General features: G+C 70.4%; 23 protein-coding genes. 12 read left to right on the forward strand and 11 right to left on the reverse strand.

The features are described 5' to 3' along the window. Positions 1-436: 436 nt before the first annotated feature. Genes NF557_RS00530 through NF557_RS00540 form a run of 3 tightly spaced genes read left to right on the forward strand, consistent with a single transcriptional unit; the run spans position 437 to position 10,003 of the window. Positions 437-7,792: a cell wall-binding repeat-containing protein gene (locus tag NF557_RS00530; RefSeq protein WP_252621154.1), complete on the forward strand. Its 7,356-nt coding sequence runs from the start codon at positions 437-439 to the stop codon at positions 7,790-7,792. Further along, a complete protein-coding gene (locus NF557_RS00535) occupies positions 7,789-8,376 on the forward strand; it encodes a hypothetical protein (protein WP_252621155.1) in 588 nt (195 codons plus the stop codon). Before NF557_RS00530 ends, NF557_RS00535 begins: the two co-directional genes overlap by 4 nt. Before the next feature lie 10 nt (positions 8,377-8,386). Beyond that, positions 8,387-10,003: a copper resistance CopC/CopD family protein gene (locus tag NF557_RS00540; RefSeq protein WP_252621156.1), complete on the forward strand. Its 1,617-nt coding sequence runs from the start codon at positions 8,387-8,389 to the stop codon at positions 10,001-10,003. Positions 10,004-10,103: 100 nt separating this feature from the next. Here the strand turns inward: NF557_RS00540 and NF557_RS00545 are convergent, their stop codons facing one another. From NF557_RS00545 to NF557_RS00555, 3 genes are all read right to left on the reverse strand, one after another. Then, the gene (locus tag NF557_RS00545) at positions 10,104-11,009 is read right to left on the reverse strand and encodes an NADP-dependent oxidoreductase (protein WP_252621157.1); all 906 of its coding nucleotides are present in this window, start codon (positions 11,007-11,009) and stop codon (positions 10,104-10,106) included. Between the two features lie 79 nt (positions 11,010-11,088). Beyond that, complete coding sequence (locus NF557_RS00550) at positions 11,089-13,041, reverse strand: heavy metal translocating P-type ATPase (RefSeq protein WP_252621158.1); 1,953 nt, start codon at positions 13,039-13,041, stop codon at positions 11,089-11,091. 168 nt (positions 13,042-13,209) lie between these two features. Beyond that, complete coding sequence (locus tag NF557_RS00555) at positions 13,210-13,446, reverse strand: heavy-metal-associated domain-containing protein (RefSeq protein WP_252621159.1); 237 nt, start codon at positions 13,444-13,446, stop codon at positions 13,210-13,212. 175 nt (positions 13,447-13,621) lie between these two features. On the opposite strand from NF557_RS00555, the gene NF557_RS00560 reads away from it, so the two are divergent. From NF557_RS00560 to NF557_RS00570, 3 genes are all read left to right on the forward strand, one after another. Continuing rightward, complete coding sequence (locus tag NF557_RS00560) at positions 13,622-14,323, forward strand: lysoplasmalogenase family protein (protein WP_252621160.1); 702 nt, start codon at positions 13,622-13,624, stop codon at positions 14,321-14,323. Between the two features lie 30 nt (positions 14,324-14,353). Further along, positions 14,354-15,499: an aminoglycoside phosphotransferase family protein gene (locus tag NF557_RS00565; RefSeq protein ID WP_252621161.1), complete on the forward strand. Its 1,146-nt coding sequence runs from the start codon at positions 14,354-14,356 to the stop codon at positions 15,497-15,499. Positions 15,500-15,615: 116 nt separating this feature from the next. After that, entirely contained in the window at positions 15,616-15,792 is a 177-nt protein-coding gene (locus tag NF557_RS00570; RefSeq protein ID WP_252621162.1) for a hypothetical protein, read from the forward strand. Between the two features lie 30 nt (positions 15,793-15,822). Here NF557_RS00570 and NF557_RS00575 read toward each other — a convergent pair whose 3' ends face one another. Continuing rightward, the gene (locus tag NF557_RS00575) at positions 15,823-16,617 is read right to left on the reverse strand and encodes an enoyl-CoA hydratase (RefSeq protein WP_252621163.1); all 795 of its coding nucleotides are present in this window, start codon (positions 16,615-16,617) and stop codon (positions 15,823-15,825) included. Between the two features lie 93 nt (positions 16,618-16,710). On the opposite strand from NF557_RS00575, the gene NF557_RS00580 reads away from it, so the two are divergent. Then, positions 16,711-17,058 carry a PadR family transcriptional regulator gene (locus NF557_RS00580; RefSeq protein WP_252621164.1) on the forward strand — a complete coding sequence of 116 codons (348 nt, stop codon included), beginning with the start codon at positions 16,711-16,713 and terminating at the stop codon, positions 17,056-17,058. Further along, entirely contained in the window at positions 17,055-17,696 is a 642-nt protein-coding gene (locus NF557_RS00585; protein ID WP_252621165.1) for an HAAS signaling domain-containing protein, read from the forward strand. The genes NF557_RS00580 and NF557_RS00585 overlap by 4 nt, the downstream gene beginning before the upstream one ends. Here the strand turns inward: NF557_RS00585 and NF557_RS00590 are convergent. From NF557_RS00590 to NF557_RS00605, 4 genes are read right to left on the reverse strand one after another with little or no spacing between them, the layout of a single operon-like run. Continuing rightward, positions 17,686-18,096 carry a YchJ family protein gene (locus NF557_RS00590; protein ID WP_252621166.1) on the reverse strand — a complete coding sequence of 137 codons (411 nt, stop codon included), beginning with the start codon at positions 18,094-18,096 and terminating at the stop codon, positions 17,686-17,688. The two genes, NF557_RS00585 and NF557_RS00590, sit on opposite strands and share 11 nt — an antisense overlap. Before the next feature lie 33 nt (positions 18,097-18,129). Beyond that, positions 18,130-18,552, reverse strand: coding sequence for a type II toxin-antitoxin system VapC family toxin (locus NF557_RS00595; protein ID WP_252621167.1), 423 nt, complete (start codon positions 18,550-18,552; stop codon positions 18,130-18,132). Between the two features lie 2 nt (positions 18,553-18,554). Then, positions 18,555-18,812 (reverse strand): antitoxin, encoded by a 258-nt coding sequence (locus NF557_RS00600; protein ID WP_252621168.1) that lies wholly within the window; start codon positions 18,810-18,812, stop codon positions 18,555-18,557. Between the two features lie 46 nt (positions 18,813-18,858). Further along, positions 18,859-19,440, reverse strand: a complete 582-nt coding sequence (locus tag NF557_RS00605) for a DUF4262 domain-containing protein (protein WP_252621169.1) — start codon at positions 19,438-19,440, stop codon at positions 18,859-18,861. A gap of 108 nt (positions 19,441-19,548) precedes the next feature. Here NF557_RS00605 and NF557_RS00610 point away from each other — a divergent pair, with 108 nt between their 5' ends. After that, positions 19,549-21,045, forward strand: a complete 1,497-nt coding sequence (locus tag NF557_RS00610; protein WP_252621171.1) for a UDP-N-acetylmuramoyl-L-alanyl-D-glutamate--2,6-diaminopimelate ligase — start codon at positions 19,549-19,551, stop codon at positions 21,043-21,045. A gap of 130 nt (positions 21,046-21,175) precedes the next feature. Here the strand turns inward: NF557_RS00610 and NF557_RS00615 are convergent, their stop codons facing one another. Together NF557_RS00615 and NF557_RS00620 are read right to left on the reverse strand one after the other, a co-directional pair. After that, on the reverse strand, positions 21,176-21,331 hold the full coding sequence (locus NF557_RS00615; RefSeq protein ID WP_252621173.1) for a hypothetical protein: 156 nt from the start codon (positions 21,329-21,331) through the stop codon (positions 21,176-21,178). Positions 21,332-21,415: 84 nt separating this feature from the next. Continuing rightward, positions 21,416-22,564 (reverse strand): enoyl-CoA hydratase/isomerase family protein, encoded by a 1,149-nt coding sequence (locus tag NF557_RS00620; protein WP_252621174.1) that lies wholly within the window; start codon positions 22,562-22,564, stop codon positions 21,416-21,418. 32 nt (positions 22,565-22,596) lie between these two features. Between NF557_RS00620 and NF557_RS00625 the strand changes: the two genes are divergently transcribed. Both NF557_RS00625 and NF557_RS00630 read left to right on the forward strand, forming a co-directional pair. Continuing rightward, positions 22,597-23,466, forward strand: coding sequence for a DUF5926 family protein (locus NF557_RS00625; protein WP_252621175.1), 870 nt, complete (start codon positions 22,597-22,599; stop codon positions 23,464-23,466). A gap of 2 nt (positions 23,467-23,468) precedes the next feature. Then, entirely contained in the window at positions 23,469-24,236 is a 768-nt protein-coding gene (locus NF557_RS00630) for a glycosyltransferase family 2 protein (RefSeq protein WP_252621176.1), read from the forward strand. A gap of 86 nt (positions 24,237-24,322) precedes the next feature. Here the strand turns inward: NF557_RS00630 and NF557_RS00635 are convergent, their stop codons facing one another. Further along, positions 24,323-26,383, reverse strand: coding sequence for an alkaline phosphatase family protein (locus NF557_RS00635; RefSeq protein WP_252621177.1), 2,061 nt, complete (start codon positions 26,381-26,383; stop codon positions 24,323-24,325). Between the two features lie 117 nt (positions 26,384-26,500). Here NF557_RS00635 and NF557_RS00640 point away from each other — a divergent pair, with 117 nt between their 5' ends. Next, positions 26,501-26,941, forward strand: coding sequence for an RpiB/LacA/LacB family sugar-phosphate isomerase (locus NF557_RS00640; RefSeq protein WP_252621178.1), 441 nt, complete (start codon positions 26,501-26,503; stop codon positions 26,939-26,941). Positions 26,942-26,944: the final 3 nt, after the last annotated feature.

Genomic DNA, 26,944 nt, shown 5'->3' on the forward strand with positions numbered 1-26,944 from the left:
ATCTCGGTACTATTTCGTCCTAGTAAAGACGACGCCAAAAAAAAGTCAAGACCTCCGCGGACGTGGACACCACGCGAGAGCAGTGGGTGCAACACGCGGACTTGCAAGACACCCGTCCGCGAAGGCTTCAGGGCAGGGTGGCGGCAGCGTCGAAGTGGACGTTGAGTCAGGCGTGGCCCACGCCACGGCTGATCGGGAAAGACGGCACCTTGCCTCGTGAATCATCCCCTTCTATCTCGGTTCGATCTCGTCCTCGTAAAGACGATGCCAAGAAAAAGTCAAGAAAACCTTCCCAGGCAGGGCTTTTGATGGCAGGGTGGTTGCAGCGTCACAGTTGACGTCAGTCATAGCAGGGGAGTGCATGATGACTACAGGGAAACTTGGCGTGCCCGGTCGTGAGCGGAGCCGCCCGAGCGGGCGAAGAACGATCGGGGCCGTGATCGTGGCGGCGCTCGTCGCCGCACTGGTCGTGGCGAGTGTCGGGCTGATCCTCGACCCGCTGGCGAGAGTGACGCCCGGGGCCGTCGTCAGCGAGGCCGCTTGGGTCGTGCCGGCGACGCTCATCGGCTTTGCCCTGATGCTCGTCACCCGGCCGTGGCTGCGTCGTCAGCTGCCCGGAGTGCCGGGGGCACGCGTCCTGCTCGAGCTCGTCGTCCTCAGCGCCGCGGTCGTCGGCGCGACGACCCTGCTCGCCTTCCTGGGCGGTGTGCTGCGCACCGGCGCGCACGACCACGGGGCGCACGCGGGACATGCGGCCGTGGCCCAGCCGGGCCTGCTGGAGCCTGCTTTCCTCGAGGGCGCCAGCGTGGCGCTGCCCGTGGTCGTGGCCGCGGTCGTGCTGCGGCTCGGGGCCGCGGCGGGTGCAGGCCTGCACGAGGCTCACCGCGCGGCCCGCCGGGTCGGCGGGACCTCGCTGCGCCGACACTCCGTGGCCTGGGCCTCCGTCACCAGCCTGCTCACCGGTGGCCTGCTGGTCGCCCTCCCGGCGTTGCCCAGCACCGCCGCCATCGTGGCTCCCGCCGCCGCATGCACCGCCGAGAGCGCCGTGCGTTCCTACGACATCGCGGCCGTCAACACCTTCATCCCGTTCAGCCGCTGGAACAACGACCTGGGAGAAGCTGCCAACGACCCCGTCACCGGGGCGCCGCAGCTGACCGACGGCGATCCCTTCGGCATGATCTTCGCCCTGGAGCAGGATGTGGCAGCCCTGCAGCACTGGCACCTGCCGCTGGCGGAGGACCCCGCGGACGACCCAGCGAACAACCGTCGCCTGCGGCCCCGGCCCCTCGTGCTGCGCGCCAACGCCGGTGAGTGCCTCGAGATCAACCTGCGCAACGGGCTCGACCCGGCCGCGATGGCCCCCTGGCTGCCGCAGGTCGACCCGCACGTGTCGTTGCAGGCGTTCGGCATTTCCTACAACCCGCAGGCGAGCGAAGGCTCGCCCACCGGCTACAACACGGACAGCAGCGTGGCTCCAGGCGACACGTCCACCTACCACTGGGTGGCGCCGCAGTCGGAGGGTCTCTACCTGTTCCGCGACGGTGGCATGTCGGCCGGCGCGGAGAGCGACGGCGGAGGGGCCGAGCACGGGTTGTACGGCGGCCTCGCGGTCCAGCCGGCCGGTGCCCGCTGGTTTGACCCCATCAGCGGCAACGAGCTGTCCTCGACCGTCCCCGACCAGCAGTACGCCTCGGTGGCGCAGCAGAACGGCGACCTTTACATCGACGCCGTCATCACCGTGCCAGCCGGCAACTCGTTCCTGCGCTACCGCGAGAGCGTGCTCGTCAGCCAGGACCTCACCCCGAGCCTCACGCCCCCCGGGGAAGAGGACGAGCTCTTCGAGCGGTTCAGCATCAACTTCGGCTCGGAGCCGGAGTACAAGCGCACCGGGTGGAACGAGGAGGGGGACGTCTGGTGCGGTGAGTGCAAGGGGGAGGAGACTGTGCTCTCCTCGTGGGTCTACGGTGACCCGGGGATGGTCAAGCTGGCTTCCGGGAGCGGGCCGTGGCTGCCCACCGAGCCGGACTGGGGCGGGCAGGACCCCGCGGCGGTCGCGGGGGGAGTGCCCGCGGACAACATCGAGTCCTGCGGGCTGACCCTCACCACGGACAGCGACACTCCGATCTCGTGCTACGTGGCGAACGTCACCAGGGCCTATCAAGGTGACCCGATCAAGTTGCGCTTCGGACAGGCAGGGGTCTACGAGACGCACGTCTTCCACCTGCACGCGCACACCTGGCCGGCGGAGCCGGACGAGACGGGCCCCGCGGAGTCCATCCCGCCACGGCCGACCCCCGAGGTCCAGCCGCGCGCCACCACGATCGACTCCCAGACCTACTCACCGTGGAGCGGCTTCACCGCCGACCTGAACTACGGGGCGGGCGGCCGGGTTGGCACCGTGGGTGACTCCATCTACCACTGTCACCTCTACACACACTTCTCGTGGGGCTTCTGGGCCCTGATGCGGGTGCACGACACCTATGAGGACGGCTCGAGTGCGCTGCCCGACGGGATTCGGCTCAACCCCTGGCTCGCGCTGCGGGAGATCTCACCGGAGCAGGCGTCCCACACCAGGGTGCCGCCGGTGAAGAACGCACCGACGCTGGAGAACCCGGGTTACCCGCGCTTCATCCCCGGCGAGTTCGGGTCCCGGGCGCCGCAGCCGCCGATGGGCGTGTGGCAGCGCGAGTTCGACGCCGACGGCAACGTCATCCTGGACGACGACGGCAACCCGGTCGACGCGCCGGCGACGCGCAGCGTCGGCACCACGTCGCTGGACCCGGGGCTGCTCGACGCCACCCAGGAGGTGACCGTCACCGACGCCGGGCAGGACCTCACGCTGTCGTTCGCCGGCGCGGAGAGCGACCCGCTGCCGCCCGACGCGACCGCCGACCAGGTCGCAGCCGTCCTCGAGGGGCTGGCAGGCATCCAGGCCGTCGCCGTGACCGGTGACGCGGGAGGACCGTGGTCGGTCCAGCTCGGGCTGTGGAGATCGACGCCCGACCTGACGATCGGCGGGACGAACGTCACCGTCGTGCCCAGCGACGGCTTCGACCCGGCCGACGCAGGCGTCGCCCGGATCGCGCACGGTCTGGCGCTGGAGCAGCAGGTGACCCGCGCCTACCACGACCCGGACTACGTCTTCGGCCAGGAGCTCGATCCCGACAACCAGCCGTTGCCAGGTGCTCCGGTGGTCGATCCGTGCCTGCCCGGCTCCCGCGAGGTCACCTATCGGGCCTCGGTGATCCAGCTGCCGCTGACCTACGTGGAGGGCGACGTGGACAACCCGCAGGGCTGGCGCGACGTCCAGGGCCGGATCATCGTCCCGGACGAGGACGTAGACGCCGTCCTGGCCGGGGAGATGGACCCAGAACCGTTCTTCTTCCGGGTCAACGCCGGTGACTGCATCAACTTCGAGCTGACCAACCGCACGCCGAACTGGCTTGGCGATGACGCCTACCAGCAGCTTGTCATGACCAACATGGTCGGCGCCCACATCCACCTGGTGAACTTCGACGTCCTCGGCTCCGACGGCGCCTCCAACGGCTGGAACTACCAGCAGGCGGCCTTCACCCAGGAGCAGGCCGAGTTCACCCAGGGCCTGGTCGACGGTGACATCACCTGCGCGGACGGGGCGCCGTGCCTGCCCGCCGTCCCCGTCGACCGCGACCCGGTCGTGGAAGCGCAGGACGCGCGGGCGAACTGGTTGTCTGAGGGGCAGACGATCAAGGAACGGTGGTATGCCGACTACGAGCTGCGCACCGCCTTCATGCACGACCACCACCACGCCGGGACCCTGCAGAACCGCGGGATGTATGCGGCACTGGTGGTCGAAGGTACTGACTACGACTTCCGTGACCCCTACACCGGCGAGTTCTACCAGCCGGTCAACACTCCTGGACGCGACGCCCCGGTCTGCGAGGACGCCTGCCTCGGCACCGCGCACGGCAGCGTCATGGACCTCCTCGGCCCGGTCGGCCAGGACGACTTCCGCGAGTTCGGTCTCGCCATCGCCGACTTCGTGCCCGTCTTCCAGCGGTCCGCGACGCACGAGCAGATCCTGGACCGGAGGAACGGGATCGAGGCTCCCGAGGCGGCGCTGACCGCCCCCCAGAACGATCAGGGCGGGATGGGCATCAACTACCGCAGCGCTCCGATGAAGCTGCGCCAGTTCGCCGGCGCAGGCATCGACCCGATCACGGACCCGCACGCCCCACCACCGACGCGGGAGGAGCTGCTCGACGCCGGCTGGGTGGACCCCGCCTACGCGTTCAGCTCCCGCGTGTGGGGAGATCCCGACACACCGGTGTTCATGGCCAACCGTGGGGACAACGTGCGGTTCCGGCTGATCCAGGGCTCGCACGAGGAGATGCACAACTTCGCGGTGCACGGGGTGCGCACCAAACACGACCCCCTGGACTATGCCTCGCCCTACATCAACGCGCGCCACATCGGCGTCTCCGAGGCGTTCAACTTCGACGACGTCGGTGTGGACTGCGGGCTCGGCGGCAACGTGGTGTGCCCGACCCCGCCGTTGGGCAACCAGCCGCGCGTCGCCGACTTCATGTACGGCGGGGCCGGGCTCGAGGACCTGTGGTTCGGAGCCTGGGGTGTCATGCGTGTCTTCGACCAGACCACCGACAACCCGCTGATGCCCCTGCCAGACAACCAGAACACGCTGGTCACCGGCATCCCCCTGCCTGCGCCGGACCGCAACGCGGTCATCCCCCGGGCGCAGCAGCCCGTGCCGGCCGCCTGCCCGACCGGTGCACCGCACAAGTCCTTCGAGGTGTCGGCGATCGACCTCTCCATCATGTACAACCGCTACGGCGACCACGACCCGTACGGACTGGCCTACGTCCTCAACGAGGACGTGGCCGCGGTGCGGTCCGGCGAGAAGGAGCTGGAGCCGCTCGTCATGCGCGTCAACGAGGGTGACTGCGTGGTCGTCAGCCTCACTAACAGCGTGGACTGGGAGCACTTCGAGCAGCACGGCATGCTGGGCACGCTGGACGGCGACGCCCACATTGCCTTGGAGCCCGAGTTCCCGATCCCGCCGGACGACGAGGACGGCGAGGAGCCCGAGTTCGAGCCCGGTGTCCCGTGGTTCGCGGGCAACCGCGTGTCCCTCCACCCCTCGCTCGTCCGCTACGACGTGCGGACCAGCGACGGGGCCACGATCGGCTACAACTTCGACCAGACCGCCGGGCCGGGGGACACGGTCCAGTACGTCTGGTACGCCGACGAGGTCAGGTACCACGACCCGGACAGCGAGCCGGCGCTGACCGACGGTGAGCTGGGTGCGATCCCGCTGACCGAGTTCGGGGACGTGCGCGGGCACCGGCACCACGGACTGCTCGCCGCGCTCGTCGTCGGCCCGCGGGACGCGCGCTACCGCGACCCGATCACTGGCGAGTTCGTCAACACCGGGGCGCAGGTCGACGTGCTCCCCGGCCGGCAGGGCGCCGACTACCGGGACGCCGTGCTCATGCACCACAACGGGCTCAACCTGCGCAGCGCGGATGGCGCCGTCCTCTTCGACCCGATCCCGGACGACTGGCCCGACGGTGGTGAACGCGCGATCAGCTACACGAACGCTCCGCTGCACCACCGCCTGGGACTGGACGGGCCGATCACGGACTTCACGACGGATCCACCCCGCGACCGGGTCGGCTTCCCCTTCGACCGGGCCGGGTTCGGGGAGCAACTGGCCAACGTGTTCAGCACCACCTACCCGGTCGAAGGCGCGCCTATCGGCGATCCGGACACGCCGATCATCCGGGCCTACCAGGGTGACCCGGTCCGCGTGCACGTGGTGCACTCCGCAGACCGTGCCCGGACGGTCGCCTACTTCCTCGGCGGGCACAGCTGGCTCGAGCACGCCTTCGACGCCGGCTCGGTCCGCACGGGTGTGGCCGGCTCGCTGGCCACCGGGAGCACGGCGACTCTGCACCTGGAGGCCGCCGGCGGACAGCTGCAGGCGGTCGGCGACTACAGGTACGGCGTCGCCAACGGCACCATGGGGCTGTCGTCCGGCAGTTGGGGCATCACCCGGGTCTACCAGCAGCCCGCGCCGGGGACCGAGCGGTTCCCCGTCCCGCTGGAGAGGTGCCAGAACCCCTACCTGGGCTGCAACCCGCTGCGGGTGATCAACGAGGCGCTGACGCCCGAGCCGGGCACGCCCGTGCTCGAGGTCAAGGCCGACCCGACAGTTGTGGCGACGCTGCCCGGTGAGGTGGCCGTCACCGCCCGGCTGACCGTGGACGGGCAGCCGCTGACCGGCGGCTACGATGTGCGGTTCGCCGCCCCTGCCCCGAACGCCTTCGAGGAGACGGTGCGCACGGACGGGACGGGCACGGCGTCCACGACGGTGCCGGCCACGGCATACCCCGCGCCCGACGGTGTGCTCGAGATCACCGCCACCTCAACGGTCACCGTCACCACGGGCGACGGCGAGTCCGTGACGCGCGCCCTCGCCGGCGGCGTCCAGGTGCTCGTGCTCGACCCGGCCGATGCCACAGGCCCGACCGTCACGGAGGTGCTGCCTGCCGAGGGCGCCGAAGGTGTCGTGCGGGACGGCCTCGTCCAGCTCGCCTTCTCCGAGCGGATCGATCCACTCGGCCTCGCCGACGGGATCCGGCTGGTGGACACCGTGACCGGCGGGACGGTTCCCGCCGACGTGGTGGAGGACCACTCCGAGGATTTGACCGTCTCGCGGGTCACCCTCACACCCGACTCGCGGCTCTCCGCCAACCGGGCCTACCGCGTCGAGGTCGACGCGTCCGTCGCGGACCTGCTGGGCAACGCCATGGCCGAGCAGTTCACCAGCACGTTCACCACGACGACCGTCCTGGTCGACCGGTTGGCGGGCGACCGGCGCTTCGGCACGGCAGCCGCCGTGAGCCGCTCGCAGTTCGAGCCGGGCGTCGACACGGTGTTCGTCGCCAGCGGGGCGGCGTTCCCCGACGCCCTGTCCGGCGGCCCGGGTGCGGCGCTAGAGGGCGCTCCCCTGCTGCTCACCCATCAGAACAGCCTGCCGGCGGAGACGGCGGAGGAGCTGGCCCGCCTCAGCCCGCTCAACATCGTGGTGCTGGGAGGGGTCGCCGCGGTCGACTCGACCGTGCTGGAGGCACTGCTCGACTACGTGCCGGCGGCCGGGACCGTGAAGCGGGTCGCGGGACCCGACCGGTTCGGCACCGCGGCAGAGGTCAGCTCGACCTTCTTCGCACCTGATGCCGTGGACACGGTCTTCGTGGCCAGCGGCGCCAACTTCCCGGACGCGTTGGCCGGGAGCGCACCTGCTGCCAGGGACGGTTCACCGATGCTGCTGACCCGGCCGGGCACCCTCCCGGCAGCCACGGAGGCGGAGCTGGCGCGGCTCGATCCGCAGCGAATCGTGGTGCTGGGCGGCCAGTCGTCGATCGACGACGCCGTGCTCGACGATATCCAGGCAGCCACCGGAGTGACGCCGGAGCGGATCTTCGGCTCCAACCGGGACGAGACGGCCGTCGCGGTGAGCGAGGAGTTCTATGCGCCGGTGACCGACCGGATCTATGTCGCGACCGGCGTGACCTTCCCGGACGCCCTGTCCGCCGGACCGGTGGCCGGGCTGCAAGGATCGCCGATCCTGCTGTCTCGGACCGGCACGGTGGCGGCGGCGGTGCGCGACGAGCTGGTCCGGCTGGACCCGGTCCACGTCCGGTTGCTCGGCGGCACCAGCGCCGTCAGCCAGGCGGTCGAGGACGACATCCGGACCTGGCTCAACGGTGGAGAGGGACCGACAGCCGAATGACCCTGACGGTTCCTCCACAGGCCGCCCACACCTCCCCCGCCCGGCGGCGGGGGATGGCGTGGGCCGCCGTCGCGGTAGGTGTGGCCCTGCTCGCCGTGCTGAGCCTCTGGGGGCAGATGAGCGGCACGGGCCGGGCCCTCGTCGGCAGCGAGGTCCCCCACGACGGGGGCAGCTTCGTGGTGACCGAAGCCTGGACGACGGTCGACCCGATGATGCTCATGCACCCGGACGACGCCGACAACTTCGCGGCGCTGGGAATGCAGATGGGCGCGATGTCGGCAATGTTGCCCGATGCCATCCCGGGCGGCTCCAAGCGGGTCGCGATCGAGCTCGCAATGTCGGCAGGCGGGGAGGAGATGACCTTTCCTGCCGGCCAGACCTCGCTGACCGCGGACGGTGTTTCCTACGGCCCCTACCTGGCGCTGCTGGGCGACGAGAGCCTGCCACCCGGCACGCGCATCAACGCGGTCGTCATCTTCGAGGTTCCCATGGACACCGGGGCGGCGCAGTTCCGGCTCGGTCCGGACAGCGACCAGGTCCACGTGGACGTCGGCGCCGGCGGCGGCGGTGGACATCAGCACTAGGGGGTATGACGTGACAACTTTGCTTCGTGTCGGGACCAGGCTCGTGATCCTGCTCGCGCTCATCGTGATTCCGATGGCCGCGCTCGCCGGACCTGCGCAGGCGCACGCCTCGCTCGTCTCCTCCGACCCGGTGGCCGACACGCTCTACGACGTCGGCCCGGAGGCCGTCACCCTGGAGTTCAACGAGCCGGTCGAGGTCGATCTCGGTGGCGTCCGGGTCTTCGGGCCGTCGGGTGAGCGTGTCGACGACGCAACCGAGCGGGCGGGGGACAGCTTGGTCGTCAGGGCCGGCGTCGACACTGCCGCGACCGGCACCTACACGGTGGCGTGGACGGTCGTCTCCGCCGACTCGCACGTGCTGTCCGGCGCCTTCGTCTTCCACGTCGGCGCCCGCAGCGGTGCCGTCGACATCGACCGTTCCGACCCCGCGGCGCTCGTGGCGGCCCGGTGGCTCGCCCGGTGGGCGTTGCTCGCGGGCACGACGGTGCTCGGTGGTCTCGTCCTCTTCCGGGCCGCAGCACCCTGGGCGGGTTTGGACTCCGCCCGGGCTGGCCGGCTGGCGCAGCTGGCCGCCGGTGCCCTGCTGGTCGGAGCCGCGGCCAAGCTGTTCGTGCACGTCACCGACGCGTCCGCCCGTCCCCTTCTCGAGGTTGCCGCACTCCTCGGTGACGCTGTCCTCGGCACCCGCGCCGGCCTGCTCGACGGAGCCCGCGTGCTGGCGGGTGTGCTCGCCGTCATCGCGGTCGTGCGCTGGCGCTCGAGGTATGCGGTGCCGCTCGCGGGGGCGGCGGTGCTCACCACGATCGTGACGCTCGGTTTCTCCGGCCACGCGTGGACGTCGCCCGCGCCCGCTGTCTCGGTGGCGGCCGACATCGTGCACCACGGCGCGGCGGCCGTGTGGATCGGCGGCGTCGCCGCCCTGGCCCTGGTGCTCGCGCCGTCCGAGGGAGGTGCCCAGGAGGACGTCGCCCGAGCGGTGCGCCGGTTCTCGGTGCTGGCGCTCTGGTCGATCGTCGTGGTGACGGTGACCGGCATCGTCTCCGCCCTGCTGCAGAGCGGGCTGGCGCCGGGGACCCTGCTGTCGACCCGCTACGGGACCACGCTCATCGTCAAGCTGGTCCTGGTGGCCGCCGTCGTCGGGCTCGGCTGGTGGCAGCGGTCCCGACTGCTGGAGACGGTGACCAGGTCCGGCCGTCTCTTCCGCACGGCGCGCGGTGAGCTGGTCGTCGCGACGGTCATCCTCGCCACGACGGCACTGCTCGTCGACACGGTCCCGGCGCGGGAGTCGCTGGAGCCGCAGCCGTTCCAGTCGAGCGCGACCGACGAGGGCGGCACGGTCTCGGTGCTCGTCACCCCCAGTCGGAGTGGGGACAACGCGATCCACCTGACGTTCTTCGACCGGGTCGGGTCGCCGCGGGGCATCGACGCCGCCTCGGCCACGGTGGTCCAGGGTGACCTGCCGCCGCGTTCGATCGAGCTCGAGCCCCTGGCAGGGAGCCACTGGGTCGCACCGCTCGTCAGTCTCCCGGCGGGGGGCACGTGGACGCTCAACGTCGAGACGCTCGGCAGCTCGGAGCAGACCAGCTTCAGCGTCGAGATCGACGTGGCGGAGCGTGCCACCACCTGACACCCACGAACCACGGGCGGGCCTGGCGCCCGGCCCGAGCACCCACGGCCCGCCAGGCCTGTCCGCACCCTGCTGCGTGACGCTTCGCTGGTGCGGGGCGTCAGGGCACGATCACGACCTTGCCGAGCGTGTGACCGGACTCCACGGCCGCGAGCGCGTCGCGGGCCTGCTCGAGCGGATACTCCGCACTGATCAGCGGCGTGACCACCTCATAGCCGACCACCGACGTGATCTTTTCGAGGGACTCGGGGTTGTGGACCCGTCCCCTGCCGCCCAGCTCGGTCACCGTGGCGTCGTCGGCAGCCGAGATGACCAGTTCGGGCGACTTGGCCAGCGGTGTGACGTCGCGCAGCGGCTGGCCACCCACCAGGTCGATGACCAGGTCAACACCCTCCGGTGCGATCTCGCGCACTGCCGCGGCCGCCCCGTCACCAGAGGCGACGAACGTGGCACCGCTGGACTCCACCAGCTCGCGCTTGGACTCCGAGGCGATCCCGATGACGCTGAACTGGTGGACCTTGCCGATGCCGGCCACCAGGTGACCGACTCCGCCGCCGGCACCGAGGATGAGCAGGGTCTGGCCCGCCTCCAGCTCGATGTCGTGGGTGAGGTCGTATGCCGTGGTGCCGGCAACCGGGATCGTCGCCGCCACCGCGAAGGAGATGTCCTCGGGCTTGGGCTGGGTGTCGCCGACGCGCAGCACGGCGTGGTCGGCGAACCCGCCCTCACCCGGGGCGACGGAGCCGAGGACCTCGTCCCCCACGGCATACTCCTCGACGTCCGGTCCCACAGCGGTGACTATGCCGGAGACCTCAAAACCCAGCGCCCGGGGCAGCTCTCCCTCGCGACCGAACGCCCCCTCGCGCAGCTTCGCGTCGGCCGGGTTCACCCCGGCGGCGCGGACCTCGACCAGGATCTCGCCCGCTGCCGGTTGGGGGACGGGACGCTCGGTGAGCTCCTCTTCCTCCGGTCCGCCGAACTGGTTGAACACATAGATGCGTGACATCAGGACTCCTTCTCTTGTGGTGCAGGTATGCCGTGCGACGCCGGCCGACCTGTGGGGGTCGGCCGGCGTAGGGGTGGGGTCAGGCCGGCTGGGTGACCCGGGCCTCGTCGTGGGTGAGCGACGAGCCCGTGCCGTCCGTGGACCGGGTGCCGGTGCGCTCCTTGCGTCGGCGCAGCAGGCGCATCGCGTTGCCGATGACGACCAGGACCGAGATCTCGTGGACCAGCATCCCGATGGCCATCGTGACACCACCGAAGAGGACTCCGGCGAGCAGGACGGCGACGGTGCCGAGCGCGATCACGATGTTCTGGCGCATGTTGTTGACCGTGCGCCTGGCCAGCGACACTGCCTCCGGCAGCTTGAGCAGGTTGTCCCGCATCAGCGCGATGTCAGCAGTCTCGATCGCCACGCCGGTGCCTGCGGCGCCCATCGCCACACCGATGTCGGCGGTGGCCAGGGCCGGCGCATCGTTCACGCCGTCACCGACCATCGCGACGGTGTAGCCCTGACGCTGCAGGTCGGCCACGGCCTCCAGCTTGTCCTCCGGCAGGAGACCGGCGCGGACCTCGTCGACGCCGACCTGGGCGGCGACGGCCCGGGCCACGGGCTCGATGTCGCCGGTCAGCATGATGACCTTCTTGACACCGTGCTCGTGCAGGCGGGCCACCATCTCCTTGGCGTCCGTGCGGATCTGGTCAGCGACGGCAACCACTCCGAGGACCTGCCCATCGCGGGCCACCACCATCGGGGTGCGGCCAGCGGCAGCCAGCTCCTGGACCACCTGGGCGACGCGTGCGTCGTCCGCGGTGTCGTGACCCTGCTCGGACTCGATGAGGGCCAGGTTGCCGACGGCGACCCGGTGACCGTCGATGGTGGCCACAATGCCCTTGCCCGGCACCGGCTCAGTGTGCTCCGGCAGGCCCACGACCGGGAGTCCGGCCGCAGTGGCGGCCTCGATGATCGGCCTGGCCAGCGGGTGCTCCGACCCGGCCTCGGCGCGGGCGGCCGTCTGCAGCAGCTCGTCACGGTCGACGTCCGCGTGCAGCGGGACCACGTCGGTCAGCTGGGGGCGACCCTCCGTCAGGGTGCCGGTCTTGTCCAGCGCCACCGCGTCGATCTTGGCGGAGGTCTCCAGGAACTCGCCACCCTTGATCAGGATGCCGTCCTTGGCTCCACGGCCGATGCCGGCCACGATCGAGACGGGGATGGAGATGACCAGGGCGCCCGGGCAGGCGATGACCAGCAGCGTCAGGGCCAGGACGATGTCGCGGGTGACCAGACCGAAGATGATGGCCATCACGATGATGGCCGGGGTGTACCAGGCCGAGAAGCGGTCCATGAACGCAGCGGTCCTCGCCTTGGCGTCCTGGGCCTCCTCGACACGGTGGATGATGCGGGCCAGGGTGGTGTCCGCGCCCACACCGGTCGCGGTCACCTGCAGGAACCCACTGGTGGTGATGGTGCCGGCGAAGACCTTGTCGTCCGTGGCCTTCTCGACCGGGATGGACTCCCCGGTGATGGAGGCCTCGTCGATGGAGCCGGCCCCGCCGGAGACGACACCGTCGACCGGCACCTTGGTGCCGTTCTTGACCAGGACGGTCTCGCCGGTGATGACCTCGGCAGCCGGGACCTCGACCTGCTCACCGTCCCGCAGGACGACAGCGACGTCGGGGGCGACCGCGATGAGCTCGGCCAGGGCCGAGCGCGTCTTGTTGAGGGTCGCGGACTCCAGGGCGTGACCGATCGCGAACAGGAAGGTCACCGCGGCGGCCTCCCAGTACTCCCCGATGATGACCGCACCGATGGCGGCGATCGACACCAGCAGGTCGATGCCGATCACCTTGGCACTCAGGGCGTTCCACGCCTTGATGACGACCGGTGTGCCGGCGACGACAGCGGCGGCGACCATGAGGATGTCCCCCCAGGTGGCGGCGTCCAGGAGTCGGCTCGAGGCCAGCGATGCCAGGATCAGCAGCCCTGAGACGACAGGCACAGTCCAGCGGCCGTGCAGCCACTCGTGGACCTTGTTCATCTCGTTCTCTTCCTCTCAAGTCTCAGCAAGCTGGGCGGTCCGAACCACCCCAAGAATGGGTTCTCTGCGGTCCGAAGGACCCCCAAATCCGGGGTATGTCGGACCCTCACCGGCCAGGCCCCCTCCCGTGGGGAGGGGCCAGGCCCGCGCGTGGTGACCGAGGTTTCCTCAGAAGGCCGCGGCCTTAGCCGTGTAGCCAGCCTTGGCGATGGCGGCGACCAGGTCCTCCGTCGTGGCCAGTGCGGGGTCGTGCATCACCTCGACGCGAGCGGAGGCGAAGTGCACCTTCACCGACTCGACGCCCTTGAGGCGACCGACCTGCTTCTCGATCTTGGCCACACAGGAGGGGCAGGAGAAGCCTTCGGCCCGAAGGATGGTCTTGGTGGTGCTCGTCGTGGTGCTCATGATGTTCCTTTCCTCGTCTGCCCTTCTGCTGGGCACTAACTACAAACTACGGAGTTTGCCGAGGCTTCTCCTTGACCCAGGTCAAGCGGCCCTGCTCGACTCAGGGGACTGTTTGTGCAGGTCAGCCTGCGGTCTGGCCTCCGGAGCGGAACCACCCACGGCCTACGCTGTGCCGGTGACCATCAGGGACCTGGCCGCCGTGACCCGACACCGTGCTGTCGTCGGGGGCATCGTCATCAGTCTGCTCGCGTGCGCAGTCAACATCACAGGGGCGCTCCTCGAGGTGGGGTGGATGCAGGAGGCACGCTGGTTCTCTGTCCCACCGCTGGTGGTGGCGCTGATCGCCGCTGGCGGTCTGCGCGACGTCCGCGGCCGGTGGTGGGCGGCCGGGCTCGCCCTGTCCTGGGTCGGTGACACCCAGGGTGGTCGCGGCTTCCTGATCCTGCTCGGAGCCTTCCTGCTCGCGCATGTCTGCTACGTGGTCGCCCTGTGGCCGACGCGGGGTCAGAGCCTGCTGGGTCGGCGCGCGGCGGTGCCCTACGCACTGCTCGGGTTGGCCGGTGTGGTCGTCCTCGCGCCCGCCGCGGGGCTCGCGCTCGCCGCCCCGGTGACGGCGTATGCCGCGCTCCTCACCCTGATGGCCGTGCTCGCTGCGGCAGCCGGTCGCGTGGGAGTGATCGGCGGGCTGCTCTTCCTGGTCTCCGACCTGGTGCTGGGTCTGGGGATCTTTGCCGTGGACCTGCCGGAGGCGTTGCAGACCCTGGTCGTGATCGGCACCTACGTGCCCGCGCAGGTACTCCTGCTCCTCGGCGTCCTCCTGCTGATCAGGGCTCGTGCCGGTCTCTCACCCACCTCTCATCGTCAGCGGCTTGGCTAGGCTGACCGCGACGGGATCGGAGGCAGTCAGGTGCGCAACCGCACATCGGCGCTGGTGAAGCGTCTCGGCAAGAGAGTCATAGGTGACTGGCGTCCCGGTCGGGCCGCCCCACCACCGGCACCGAGGAGCCGGGCGGACCGGGTCGCCGAGGCGCTGGACGTCGTCCGCCGGATCGAGGAGGTGGAGCCCACCCTGCCTGCGCCCACCGACCTGGCGACGTTTCACACCATCGACCGCGTCGTGCGCCGCCCGCTGCTCGACCCCGCCCTGATGACCATGATGCCCAAGTCGCTGCGTGGGACCTGGGCTGAGGACAGGGGCTTTGAGCAGACGAGCGCCGCGATCGCCGCAGACGTCATCGTGCTGGCCAAGTTCGACCTCGGGGAGCAGGTCAAGCTGCGAGCTGGCTACGGTCAGGCCCGCCGGTCCCTGGCAGTCCAACCGGTGGGACCCGACGGGATCTGCGGCGTCACCAACTCCGTGCGGGCGCACGAGGTCGTCTCGCGCTACGCGCCAGAGCTGATGCCGACCATGCTGGGCCACGGAGAGCTGGACGACGGACTCCGCTATCTGGTTGAGGAGTGGGTCCACGGCGAGCCGCTGATGACCTCCGAGCGGTTGGCCGAGCACGCGACCTGGCTCCTCGAGGGGCTCGGCCGGGTCCATGAGGGCTATGGCGTGTCAGGCCGTCCGGTCACCGAGCTGTGGGGCGTGGGGTTCGGCGACCAGTGGCAGCGCGTGCGTGAGGCCGACCTCGTGCCTGACCATGTCGGCGCGGCGGTGGCCGAGCTCATCGCGGCAGACCGACGGGTGCGGATGTCCTGGGCCCACGGTGACCTGGTGGCCTCCAACGTCATGTCCACGCCCGATGGTCCCAAGGTCATCGACTGGGAGCACGCGGGCGAGCGACCGGTCATGCACGACGCGGCGAAGCTGCACCTCTTCGCGGCCGACAAGCACCGGTTGCTGCCGCTCCTGCTGGCCGAGTGGGGCCACCAGCCGGCCCACGACGGCTACACCGCGGCCGAGGAGCTGGCGCTGGTCCACGCGAAGTTCCTTGTGCGGGCACCGGTCCGGATGGCCGAGCTGGCCGGTCACCGGCGCAGCGGGGTCTATGCGAGCCAGGTCACCACCCAGGCCGGCCTGCTGGAGGACGTGCTCGAGAACGTCGGTTGACCCAGAGGCGGCCCAGCGGTGGTCCAGAGGTGACCGCACCGCGACAGACCTCCGCGCTTGCCCCGTCTCCGCGTGTCACCGGTTGCGGCCGGCGAGCAAACCGTCAGGGTGGAGGCATGGACCGACAGAAGCTGGCCTATATCGCGCTCGTCATCACCATCATCTACGGGGGACTGTTTGCCGTCATCGGGGAGAGCCAACGCACGACCTACGCCGCTGTCGGCGCCATCGTCGTGGCCATCGCGTGGGTGAGCGTGGGGATGCTCGGCCGGGACGACAACGCCCGGGAGTGAGCAGCTGCCCCACGTCAGGCGCGCTGGTGCCTAGCGGTCCGACCAGGTGGGCTGGCGCTTCTCCAGGAAGGCGCAGATGCCTTCCTGGGCGTCGGTGGCAAGGGCGTTCATCGTCATGACCGTCTTGGCGTACTCATACGCCGAGTGCTGGTCGCGTGAGATCTGGGCATAGAACGCCTCCTTGCCGATCCCGGTGACCACCGAGCTTGCGGTGGCGATCTGTGCGGCCAGCTCCGCTGTGCGGGAGGCGAGCTGGTCTGCCGGGACCACCTCGTTGACCAGTCCCCAGTCGGCCGCCGTTGGCGCGTCGACCAGCTGCCCGGTGAGCAGCATCTGCATCGCGCGCTTCTGGCCGATGACGCGGCTGATCGCCACCATGGGCGTGGAGCAGAACAGGCCGATCTTGACGCCGGGGGTGCCGAAGCGGGCGCCCTCCTCGGCGACGACGAGGTCACACGTGGCGGCGAGCTGGCAGCCAGCGGCGGTCGCGATGCCCTGGACCTGCGCGATCACCGGTTGCGGGATGGACTGCACCAGCTCCATCAGCTCGCAGCACCGGTCGAAGATCTCGCGATACTCCTCGACGGTCCGGCCCGTCATCTCGGAGAGGTCGTGGCCGGCGCTGAAGACGGGACCGGCGGCGGCGAGGACCACGACCGAGACGTCCTTGCGGGAGCCGACGTCGCGCAGCACCTCGATGAGCTCGCCCATCAGCGCGAGGGAAAGGGCGTTGCGCTTCTCGGGACGGTTCAGGGTCACGGTCACGATGCGCGAGTCCGTGTCGACCTCGGTGAGCACGATGGGGGCGGTAGTGGTGGTGGTCATCGACGTGGTCCTCTCGGGGTGGGTCCGTCCTGCCAGCCTACGCACGCTGCACTCTCTTGACAGGGCCGTTCCCAAACGACTACCTTGTGTCGCATGGTACCCGGCGACAGCGCGATCCTCTCCAACCTCAGGCGGGGTGCGCTGGAGTTCTGCGTGTTGGCCATGTTGCGCGACGGCCCCACCTACGGGTTCGACATCGCCCGCCACCTGACCCGGGACGGCATTCTGATGGCCAGCGAGGGCACGCTCTATCCGCTCCTGTCCCGGCTGCGCAAGGCGGGCCTGGTGGACACCACCTGGCAGGAGTCCACCAGCGGCCCACCGCGGCGCTACTACCAGCTCACCGAGTCCGGGGCAGGCGCCCTCGACTCGTTCATCGACACCTGGCCGCCGTTCCGCGACGCCGTGGACGCTGCACTGACTGAGGGAGAACACCCGTGAACAGCACCCAGCACCGCCTCGTGTCCACCTATCTCGACGACCTGACCAGGGCGCTAGCCGATCTGGCTCCGCCGGACCGCGCCGAGGTCCTGGCCGGTGTCCGCGAGCACATCGAGGCCGGCCTGGCCGCGCGAGGCGGCGCGAGCGACGCAGATGTCAGCGCCGTTCTCTCCGAGGTGGGCACGCCCGAGGAGGTCGCCCGAGAGGCCTACTCCACCGGGCAGTATGCCGAGCGCCCGGCTCCGCTACCTGCTGGCCCGCAGACTCAACCCCGGTTGTCCGACCGCTCCTGGGTGCCGGGGCTGGTCGCCATCCTGCAGGTGCTGGGTGTGCTACTCGTCGTGACCACGGTGGTCGTCAGCGCCGCCGTCATCACGGGCGTCCAGATCCTGCTGTGGATCGTAGTCGCCCTGCTCGTCGGGACCTCGAGGCTCTGGACCGCCCAAGGCACCTTGCTGCACATTCTCCTGCTTCCCATCGTGATCGTGCTGATGTGGGTCGGTGTGCTGGTCGGGCAGCACATGGTCGCGGCGATCATGGTGCCCAGTGCCATCGTGATCGGCAGTGTCTGGCTCATCATCAGGCTGACCGTGGCGGCGCAACGACGTGCGGCGACGGGACAACCGCTCAGTCGGTGATCTCGTGCCCGTCGAGATAGACCCACCTGGCGCCTCGTCGAGTGAAACGACTGCGCTCGCGCATCGTCCCGCGCTGCTTGCCGAGCTGATAGCTGGCCCGGAACTCGACCTCGCCCGTGTCATCGTCGGGGCCGCCCGCGCTGGTCCCTAACACCTCGAGGCCCTGCCAGACGAGATGGGCGTCAGCGGTCACGTCAGCGGGCCGGGTGCGTGGGTGCCAGGTGCGGAAGACATGATCAAACTCGCCGCGCGCATAGGCGGCGTAGCGCGACCGCATCAACTCCTCCGCTGTCTCGGCCAACCTCTCCTGCCGGTGCAGTGGGCCGCAGCACGCGGCATACGCCTCGCCGGTGCCGCAGGGACACGGCCCGCCCTCGGTCTGACCCAGCACTGCACCCATGGAGGAAACCGTAGCCGCTTGGCGAGCCAGTGGTCAGTCCGGCACGACGACCGTGACACCAAAGCGTGCGAGGTCCCGGTCAAAGGTGGCCACCGACGCGCCGTGCTCGATGGCTAGGGCGGCGATATGCGCGTCGGTCGTCAGATTGCCCGCCGTGCCGGCCTCGCGCAACAACCCGGAGAGCACCGACAGGTGGCGGGTCGTGGGCTGCGGCAGAGTCACGGCTGGGTGGGCGTGCCAGGCGTCCAGCACGGTCATCGCCTCATCGACGGTGAGCGGCTCAGGGAAGATGCGCGCGTTGGTGGTGATCCGGATGAAGCCGAGCGCCGCGACCCACGGCAGCCCGAGCACCTGTGGCTCCGCCAGCATCCGGTCGAGCCATCGAGCCGTGCGCTCGTGCTGCGACGCCCCCTTGTGCACTGAATAGATGAGGACGTTGGTGTCGAGGATGATCACGGTCAGCGGCCCTGCGCCATCTTGCGGAGAAGCTCTCCGTCCTCCAGGGCTGCGGCGAGCTGGTTGGCTTTGGTCAGGTCCACGGCTGCCACGCCGAGGTCGCGTCCGAAGTCGGTCAGGCTGGGCGGTGCACCTTGGCTTCCGCCGAGCTGTCGACGCAGGGCCTCGTTGACGACCTGCTTGAACCGGAGGTTGCGGGCAGCCATCTCACGCTCGATCAAAAGCGTGACGTCGGGGTCCAGCGTGATGGTCGTGCGCATGTATACATCATAACATCGGGAGATGTGATGCTATGATGCACGGCTGTCACGCACGGTAGGTTCCAGGCCGCGGTTGCCCCCATGCCCCGCTGACGTGGCCTTTCTCCCACGGGAACCGGCCGTCGGGGTCGGCCCACGTGAGCTGGTAGGCCGGCACTGAGTCGACCAGCGATCGGTCGTAGTAGTCGTTGGCCCGGAAGATCACCATCCCCGGGTTGGGGATCTCCTCCACCAGGATGCGCAGCCCGATCCGAGGGACCAATTGACCCGGCATCAGGTCCTGATGATGCCCGGTGACCTGTTGCGCGACCATGTTGAGGAGGTGGGTCGAGAGGTCCCTGGCCAGGCCCAGGACCAAGAGCTCAGGATGGCCGATGCCGTGCAGACCGGTCGTGTAGCAGAACGGCTGCTCGAGCCGAGGTGGCAGGCGTTCCGGTCCGCCGAGCACATCAGCCACGTGGTCGCCCCCGCCCGGGGACTCCTCACCGAGTTCGCGGCACTGGAGGCACTCGCCCTCCTCGAGATCGGGCGCGACATAGGTCAGGTGCACGCCATAGCTGCGGATGTTGTCGGTGATCAGGGCTCGCTCCCGGTCCTCGAAGGCCTGCAGCGCTGCTGAGTAGTCCATCGTTCCTCCCCCTCGCGCACCCGGTGTGCGCCTGTCCCGACACGCTATGGGTGCACACCGACACGCTGTCGCGCTTATCCACAGCCCCCACGATCTAGTCTTGCGGCCATGAGACTTGGTGACCTCGTGGCCGCACTCGACCTCACTCTCGACACGGGTGAGAGCGTCGAGGTCACCGGCGTCACCCACCAGGCCGACTGGGCACGACCCGGTGATGCGTTCGTCGCCATCCGCGGAGCACGGGTCGACGGCCACTCCTTCATCGGGCAGGCGGTGGAGCGAGGTGCGGTCGCGGTCCTGGGCGAGGGTCTGCCTGAGGGCATGGACTGCCCGGTGCCGTATGTCGTGGTGCCAGCCGCGCGGGCCGCGCTGGCTGATGCGGCGGCCGAGCTGGCCGGCCACCCCAGCAGGACGTTTCCGGTCCTGGGCATCACCGGCACGGACGGCAAGACCACCACGTCCTGCCTGGCCCGGCACCTGCTGCGGCACGCGGGCCGGCGGACGGGCCTGCTCTCGACCGTCGGTTATGAGCTGCCCGACGGCGTGCTGCGCCAGCCGCCGACCCACTTCACCACCCCCGAGGCGCCGCAGGTCCAGCAGATCCTCGCCGAGCAGGTCGCGGCCGGCGCCGAGGCAGTGGTTGTGGAGTCGTCCAGCCATGCCCTGGCGCTGGACCGCGTGCGGGCAGTCGACTTCGACGTCGCGGTGTGGACCAACCTGACCGGCGAGCACCTCGACTTCCACGGCTCGATGGAGGGCTACTTCGCCGACAAGGCCAAGCTGGTCCAGCGCGCGCCTTTTGCCGTGCTCAACGCGGATGACCCGTGGACTGAGCAGCTGGTGTCGATGGCCACCAGCCACACGACATACTCCGCGGACGGGGCGGACGCCGACTGGACGGCGAGCGACGTCGTGGAGGGGCCTGACGACCTGCGCTTCACCGTCGACACACCAGACGGTGCCGCCGAGGCGGTCCTGCCGATGATCGGCCGGTTCAACGTCGCCAACGCGCTCGCCGCCATGGCGGGCGTGCACGCGCTCGGGGTGGACGTGCCGACGTTGATCGCCGGGCTGGCGACGTTTGCCGGCGTGCCGGGACGGATGGAGATGGTGGAGCGTGCGGAGGGGGAGCCGCGGGTCATCGTCGACTTCGCGCACACCGCCCCGAGCCTGGACAAGGCGCTCGCCACGGTGCGCGTCACGACAGCGGGACGGCTCTGGGTCGTGCTCGGCTCGGCCGGCGGCCCGCGCGACCCCTCCAAGCGTGCGCCGCTGGGTGAGGTCGCGACGGCGATGGCTGACGTGGCGGTCTTCACCGAGGAGGACCACCGCGACACCCCGCTGCAGGAGATCCTCGACGAGATGGAGCGGGGGGCGCGCGAGGCAGGACGGGACAACTACGTCTCGATCGGCGACCGGCGCGAGGCGATCGCCTATGCCGTGGGTGGCGCCGACCCGGCCGACACGATCGTGCTCGCGGGCAAAGGCCCCGAGGAGACGCTGGAGCGTGACACCGAGACGATCCCGTGGGACGAGCTGAGCGAGGCTCGGCGTGCGCTGCAGGTGCGGCGCGAGGCGCTCGCGGCTGACTCCGCGGACTCCTGAGCGATCCACAGTCTCGTCAGCGCGTCACCCCACAGTGCGTCATGCGAATCGGGTCTTGCAGTCTCGGGGTTATCACCCGACTTCTGCAAGACCGAGACCGCATGACACTCGCGGCGCCCAAGGGGTGCGCTCAGCGCAGTGGGTTCAGGGCCTCGCCCCGGTGACTGCGTGGAAGCGCTGAGTCGTCACGGCGGCCGAGTCCGTCGCTGGTGACCATGGCGACCACCCGTTCGACGACCTCCATGGAGACCAGGACGATGAGGAGCATCATCAGTGCGGCAACCATGGGAGGAATTCTCCTCTTAATGGCGCGACTGCACCAGTGGCACGAAGGACTTTCCCTGCCTTCGGCCGCAACGTGCCCCCTGTGTCAGGCGGGCCCTCCGGTGTTTTGGCTAGCCGACCTTTCAGCCAGGGCCGCTAGGACCTGAGTGAGGTCGACGTCGGCGATCGAGGCATCCGCCCACTGAGGCGCGTTGTCCTTGTCGACCAGCAGCGCACGCACGCCCTCGTTGAAGTCGGGGTGCTCCACAAACACCCTGCTCAGCCGGGCGTCCTGTGCCAGGACACCGCGCACGTCGAGGTTGGCGGCTCGACGCAGGGCCGCCAGCGTGGCCGCAACGGAGTGCGGTGAGCGGCTGGCGATGGCCTCGCCGGCAGCACGCGCGGCGGTGTCGTCGTGTGCCAGCAGGCGGCGCAGGATCTCGGTGGCGTCGTCTCCGGCGTAGCACTCGTCGATCCACCCGCGCTGCGTCTCGAGCTCGGAGCGGGGGGCGACCTGCGCCTCCTCGGCGGCCACGTCGTCTGCATCAGCTGTTGCGTTGGCGTCGTCCTCATCAGCCGTCGCGGTGTCGTCGCTCCCGGGAGCCACCTCACCGAGCGCAGCGGCCAGGTCAGCGAGCACCTTCTCCTTGTCCGACACCGCGACCACGCCGTCAGCGAGACCCAGCACGACCGCGTCCGCGGGGCCGAAGGTGAACCCGGTCAGGGCCGCGTGCGTGCCCAGCTCTCCGGGGGCGTGCGCCAGGTGATAGAGACCGCCCACGTCGGGATAGAAGCCGATGATCGTCTCGGGCATGGCCACCTTGGCGCGCTCGGTCACCAGCCGCTGCGAGCCGTGGGCCGAGATGCCGACACCGCCGCCCATGACCACACCGTCCATCCACGCGACATACGGCTTCGGATAGTCGGCGATCAGGGCATTCAGGCGATACTCCGTGTCCCAGAAGCGGATGGCCTCTTCCGTCTCGCCACTTAGCACCGCCTCGCGCACGGCTCGCACGTCGCCGCCGGCACAGAGCCCCTTCTCGCCGGCCCCGTCGATGAACACGGCTCCCACCGCGTCGTCGGTGGCCCACGCGGTGAGTTGGGCGAGCATGGACTCCACCATCTTCCCGGTGAGCGAGTTCAGTGCCCGCGGCCGGTTGAGCCGCACCCGCCCGATCCGGTGCGTACCGGCATACTCCACGTCGGCCGTGCGGCCAGGGGCGGGGGCGAAGGTGGGCTCCGGGGCGGTCATGGGCGCCACCCTACGCACGTAGACTGCCGCGCATGGGAAAGGCATCACGACGCAAGCGCCAGGCCGAGGGCAGCAAGGCACCGGCCCGCGCACCGTTCGTCAACCGACCGTTCGAGGGACTGGCCAACGAGACCGACTGGGTCGCGATGCGCGAGATCATCCCGGCGGCCACGGCCATGGTCACGATGGAGCTCGACGGCTCGCCGCAGGAGGTCACCCTCGTCTCGGTGCTCCCCGGCGCGACTCCGGCGATCCACCGCGCCGACGGTGAGGTGCTCGTGGGGCTGCAGTCGCGCACCCACAGCGGCGACGCCAGCCGTGACATCGTGCTCGCCGCGCAGACTGCGCTCGCGACCGAGCCGGGTCAGGCGGTGCCCGCGATCCCGACCGCGACAGCCGCGAGTCCGCGCCTGCAGGACGTGCTGGCAGACGGCACCGAGCTGGTCGTCGAGGTGCAGGACAACTTCAACTTCTGGATCAACGAGGAGGACGCCACCCCCGAGGTGCTGGCCTCCCTCGAGCAGACCAACGAGGCCGCCGTGCCGACCGTCCCGGTGCCGGATCGCCCGTCGACCTACTGGTGCAAGATGAGCGACCGCACCTATGTCCGTTGGGTCCTCAGCGAGGACGAGGACGTGGCCACCACGGCGCTCGCCCGACTGCAGGCCGCTGGCGAGCACACCCTGGGCGAGGGCACCGCGCTGCTCGGGGCGTTCCGCGCCGCCGGGCTGCTTGTGCCCGTGCTCGAGGTCGACCCGTCGACCGACCCCGCCGACCTGACCGCACCGCTGCAGGCACTGGCCGATCGGTATGCCGCTGCCCTGACCCAGGATGCCTCCCTCACCCCGGAGGAGCGTCGGGCCCGCGACGGACTGATCAGCCGGCAGGTCACGCTGCGTTGAGTATGCCGCCAGGCACCGACAGCGGAGCGGCGCCGGATCGGCAGGGGCCAGGTCGGCCGCCCGCACGGGTGGCCGCGATCGTCCCGGCCAAGGACGAGGAAGATCGTCTCGGGGCCACGCTGGACGCGTTGGCGCAGATCGGCTCCATCGACCTGGTCGTCGTCGTGGACGACGGCAGCACCGACGGGACCCTGCGCATCGCCAACCTGGCGGGGGTTCAGACGGTCAAGCACCAGGTCAACCTGGGCAAGGCCCAGGCGATGACCAGCGGGGCCAAGGTCGTCGCCCTCCTGGAGGCCGAGGCTGGCGGCGCGTTCCAGACGGACAACCCGCGGGCCCTGCTCTTCGTCGATGCCGACCTCGAGGACAGCGCCCGCAACCTCGACGTCCTGTGCGGTCCGGTCGTGAGCGGCGAGGCAGACATGGCGATCGCCACCCTGCCGCCGCAGAAGACGACCGGAGGTGGCTTCGGGTTCGTAGTGCGCCTGGCCCGGGACGGGATCGCCCGTCTCACCGGCCGAGAGATGGGCCAGCCCCTGAGCGGCATGCGCTGCATCACGCGGGAGGCGTTTGAGTCGGCGCTGCCGCTGGCCAAGGGGTGGGGTGTCGAGGTCGGTCTGACCGTCGATGTGCTCCGCGGTGGGGGCCGGGTCGTCGAGGTCCCGGTCGAGCTGCACCACCGGGTGACCGGCCGCGACCTGCGCTCCCAGCTGCACCGGGCGCGGCAGTACCGCGACGTCCGGCGGGCGCTGCGCGCCCGCAGTCGCTGAGGCCGCGCGGGTGCAGTTCGACGGGCAGCGGATCACGAGTCAGCAACAGTGTGAGCACGACCTGGACGAAGGGGCCGGCGATCGGGCTATCGCCGAGGGACAGCGATTGCGGCCCCGATGGCGATGGCGGCAGCGATGGCGACAGCCAGGCCGATCCCCACGACCGCGATGCCCGAGTCGTTGAGCGCCCAGCCGATCGTCACGCAGGTGAGCACCGCGACCGCGGTCGCGCGCAGCAACGGCACCTGCCACAGCGGGGCGATCCGGCGCCCGGGCCAGGAGTCGGGTGAGGCCACCGCCCACACCAGGGCCACGAGCACGAGCACCGCCACCCAAGAGACGGGATAGCGGACCAGGATCCCCAAGCTCTGGTCCAGCTTGCGGAGCACGATGTCGAGCGCGCCACCGTCGATCACCGACTGCAGGAAGTCGCCGAGGTGGGTGCGTGCGCCGGGTGGCCTCAGCCAGTCGACAAACATCAGCACCCCAGCGACCGCGACAGCCGCGCCACCGATCAGCAGCGCACGGACCGGGGTCAACCGGATCTCGGCCGCCGCCAGACCGAGGATGCCGACCGCCACGACGAGCGCCGGGACCCCGCCGAAGTCGGCCCCCCACATCGGTGCCCCGTCGACGAGGACGAGCAGCAGTCCGAGGACGCCGATCACCAGCGCCGCAGCGGTGCGCCGCGCCATCGGCCGCGACCGCAGCAGCGAGGCGAGGAATCCGGCCAGCAGCAGCCCGGACACGGCGAAGATGCCATAGCCGACGTTGCCCATCCCGTGGAACCGGCCCGCGGTGAGCGGCTGCACGCCCAGGATCGAGATCAACCCCAACCTGCCGCCGAGGACCACGTCGACGCCCAGCACCACCACGGTCAGCGCGGCGATCACGGCCGGGGGGCCGAGCGGGTGCCGGCGCCACGGCCCGAGCAGAGCGAGCGCCACCTGCACCCCGGCCAGCACGAGGAGTGTCAGCCCCAACGGCAGCCAGGCCGGTGACCCCCTCCACCACGGCACCAGCCCGGCCAGGAAGGTCGCGGACGGGAAGGCCATCGCCCACAACCCCAGCACCCTCGTCGCCGTCCGCTGACCCGTCACGACCAGCTGCGCCAGGGCCACCAGGGCGAGCACGACGCCGATGCCGAGCACCGGGATCGCCAGAGCCTGCGCGCCGCCGATCGCTGCGGTCAGCCCCTGGAGGTCGTCGACCCGCTCCGTAGCGGCCTGCTCGGTGGGCACGACCTCCACCGCCTTGCCGCTGACCGCGGCAGGGATCTCCACCCCGGCCAGCAGGAGCACCGTGGCGGTCAGGTCGGTCGTCTGCACGAGATCCGTTTGCTGCGTCGTGCTCGAGTGCAGCGCGCCAGCCGGCACACCATTGCCCCAGATCAGGGCGGCGCGCACCCCTGCCTGCTCGCCCCGATCGGCAAGGCCCGCCACCACCAGCGTCGCGTCGGCCGGGAGCGAGTCCCGCAGCCCGGCGAGCTCGGCGTCCAGCACGGCCGCGTCGGCGGGGCCGGCGATCACTCCGCCGTCGACCAGGGAGACCGCACAGCCACCGGGTTCGTATGCCGTGAGCCCACCCTCGGCATACGGCGTCACCTCGCCGATGGTCGCCGCGGCACCCAGGGCCGCGAGGGGCCCGTAGGCAGCGACGCAGCCGCCCGCGTCCTCGATCGCGGTGGTTAGGGTGCCCAGCCGCGAGTCGAGGGGGCGACGGTCGGCAGCCTCCTGCCACGCCTCCCAGCCTGGAACCGTCGCTGCGTCGCCGGACACCTCGACCCCGGGGACTCCCGCGCAGTCCTGGGCGCCATCAGTGTCCGCCGAGGCGCGCTGGCCCGCCGAGAGCGTGAGCCACCCGTCGGCGGGGCAGGTCACCGGGTGCGTCCCGCGCACGACCAGCCCACCAGAGGCACCCGATTCGAGGAGTGCCCAGAGCGTGGGGGTCTCCTCCTGGCTGATGTCCGACCAGGTCAGCCCGGGAGCCCCGACCATGACGACCTCACCGCCCGTGCCCCCCAGCGGCTCCGCGCCGACACCCGAGGTGCGCGCGCCCAGGACGCTCGCCACCATGGTGCCGCCCAGCAGCAGCACGACCAGCCCGAAGAGCACCCACGCGAAGCGGCGCCCGGCAGACTCGGTCATGCGCTGACACTATCTGCGCCGCCTGCCGATCCCCTGATGGTCACGGATACGCTGAGCTGACACGCCGACCAGGCACGAGCCCGGTCAGGCACGCCGCGCGGACAAGGGGAGCACACCATGCGCATCGTCATCGGAGCACCGGGCAACGGGGCGGCCCTCAAGGACGCCATGGTGGCCCATCTCGAGGCGGACGAGCGGGTCAGCGAGGTCATCGACCTCTCGACGGCGGACATCACCTATCCGGACGTGTCCTTCCAGGCGGCCCGGGCGATCCTGGACGGCAAGGCTGACCGCGGCATCCTGGTCTGCGGCACCGGGGTCGGCACGGCGATCGCCGCGAGCAAGGTCTCCGGCATGCGCGCGGCCACGGCGCACGACGTGATCACGGCGCGCGGCGCGGTGGAGAACTACGACGCCCAGATCCTGTGCATGGGCCAGAACGTCATCGCCGCCCCTGCGGCGAACGCGCTGCTCGACGTCTGGCTGGACGCCCGTCACGACCCCGCCAGCGCCTACGGTGCAAAACTGCAGGAGATCGCCGCCTTCGAGTCCCGCTGACCA

This window comes from Ornithinimicrobium cryptoxanthini, from assembly GCF_023923205.1.
Taxonomy (GTDB): Bacteria; Actinomycetota; Actinomycetes; order Actinomycetales; family Dermatophilaceae; genus Ornithinicoccus; species Ornithinicoccus cryptoxanthini.

Excerpts from the sequence above, each read along its gene's own strand:
- NF557_RS00570 (WP_252621162.1), top strand. The coding sequence starts at position 15,616 with ATGGACCGACAGAAGCTGGCCTATATCGCGCTCGTCATCACCATCATC.
- NF557_RS00610 (WP_252621171.1), top strand. The coding sequence starts at position 19,549 with ATGAGACTTGGTGACCTCGTGGCCGCACTCGACCTCACTCTCGACACG.
- NF557_RS00625 (WP_252621175.1), top strand. The coding sequence starts at position 22,597 with ATGGGAAAGGCATCACGACGCAAGCGCCAGGCCGAGGGCAGCAAGGCA.
- NF557_RS00590 (WP_252621166.1), bottom strand. The coding sequence starts at position 18,096 with ATGGGTGCAGTGCTGGGTCAGACCGAGGGCGGGCCGTGTCCCTGCGGC.
- NF557_RS00620 (WP_252621174.1), bottom strand. The coding sequence starts at position 22,564 with ATGACCGCCCCGGAGCCCACCTTCGCCCCCGCCCCTGGCCGCACGGCC.
- NF557_RS00635 (WP_252621177.1), bottom strand. The coding sequence starts at position 26,383 with ATGACCGAGTCTGCCGGGCGCCGCTTCGCGTGGGTGCTCTTCGGGCTG.
- NF557_RS00555 (WP_252621159.1), bottom strand. The coding sequence starts at position 13,446 with ATGAGCACCACGACGAGCACCACCAAGACCATCCTTCGGGCCGAAGGC.
- NF557_RS00545 (WP_252621157.1), bottom strand. The coding sequence starts at position 11,009 with ATGTCACGCATCTATGTGTTCAACCAGTTCGGCGGACCGGAGGAAGAG.
- NF557_RS00605 (WP_252621169.1), bottom strand. The coding sequence starts at position 19,440 with ATGGACTACTCAGCAGCGCTGCAGGCCTTCGAGGACCGGGAGCGAGCC.
- NF557_RS00575 (WP_252621163.1), bottom strand. The coding sequence starts at position 16,617 with ATGACCACCACCACTACCGCCCCCATCGTGCTCACCGAGGTCGACACG.
- NF557_RS00535 (WP_252621155.1), top strand. The coding sequence starts at position 7,789 with ATGACCCTGACGGTTCCTCCACAGGCCGCCCACACCTCCCCCGCCCGG.
- NF557_RS00615 (WP_252621173.1), bottom strand. The coding sequence starts at position 21,331 with ATGGTTGCCGCACTGATGATGCTCCTCATCGTCCTGGTCTCCATGGAG.
- NF557_RS00600 (WP_252621168.1), bottom strand. The coding sequence starts at position 18,812 with ATGCGCACGACCATCACGCTGGACCCCGACGTCACGCTTTTGATCGAG.
- NF557_RS00550 (WP_252621158.1), bottom strand. The coding sequence starts at position 13,041 with ATGAACAAGGTCCACGAGTGGCTGCACGGCCGCTGGACTGTGCCTGTC.
- NF557_RS00630 (WP_252621176.1), top strand. The coding sequence starts at position 23,469 with ATGCCGCCAGGCACCGACAGCGGAGCGGCGCCGGATCGGCAGGGGCCA.
- NF557_RS00640 (WP_252621178.1), top strand. The coding sequence starts at position 26,501 with ATGCGCATCGTCATCGGAGCACCGGGCAACGGGGCGGCCCTCAAGGAC.
- NF557_RS00580 (WP_252621164.1), top strand. The coding sequence starts at position 16,711 with ATGGTACCCGGCGACAGCGCGATCCTCTCCAACCTCAGGCGGGGTGCG.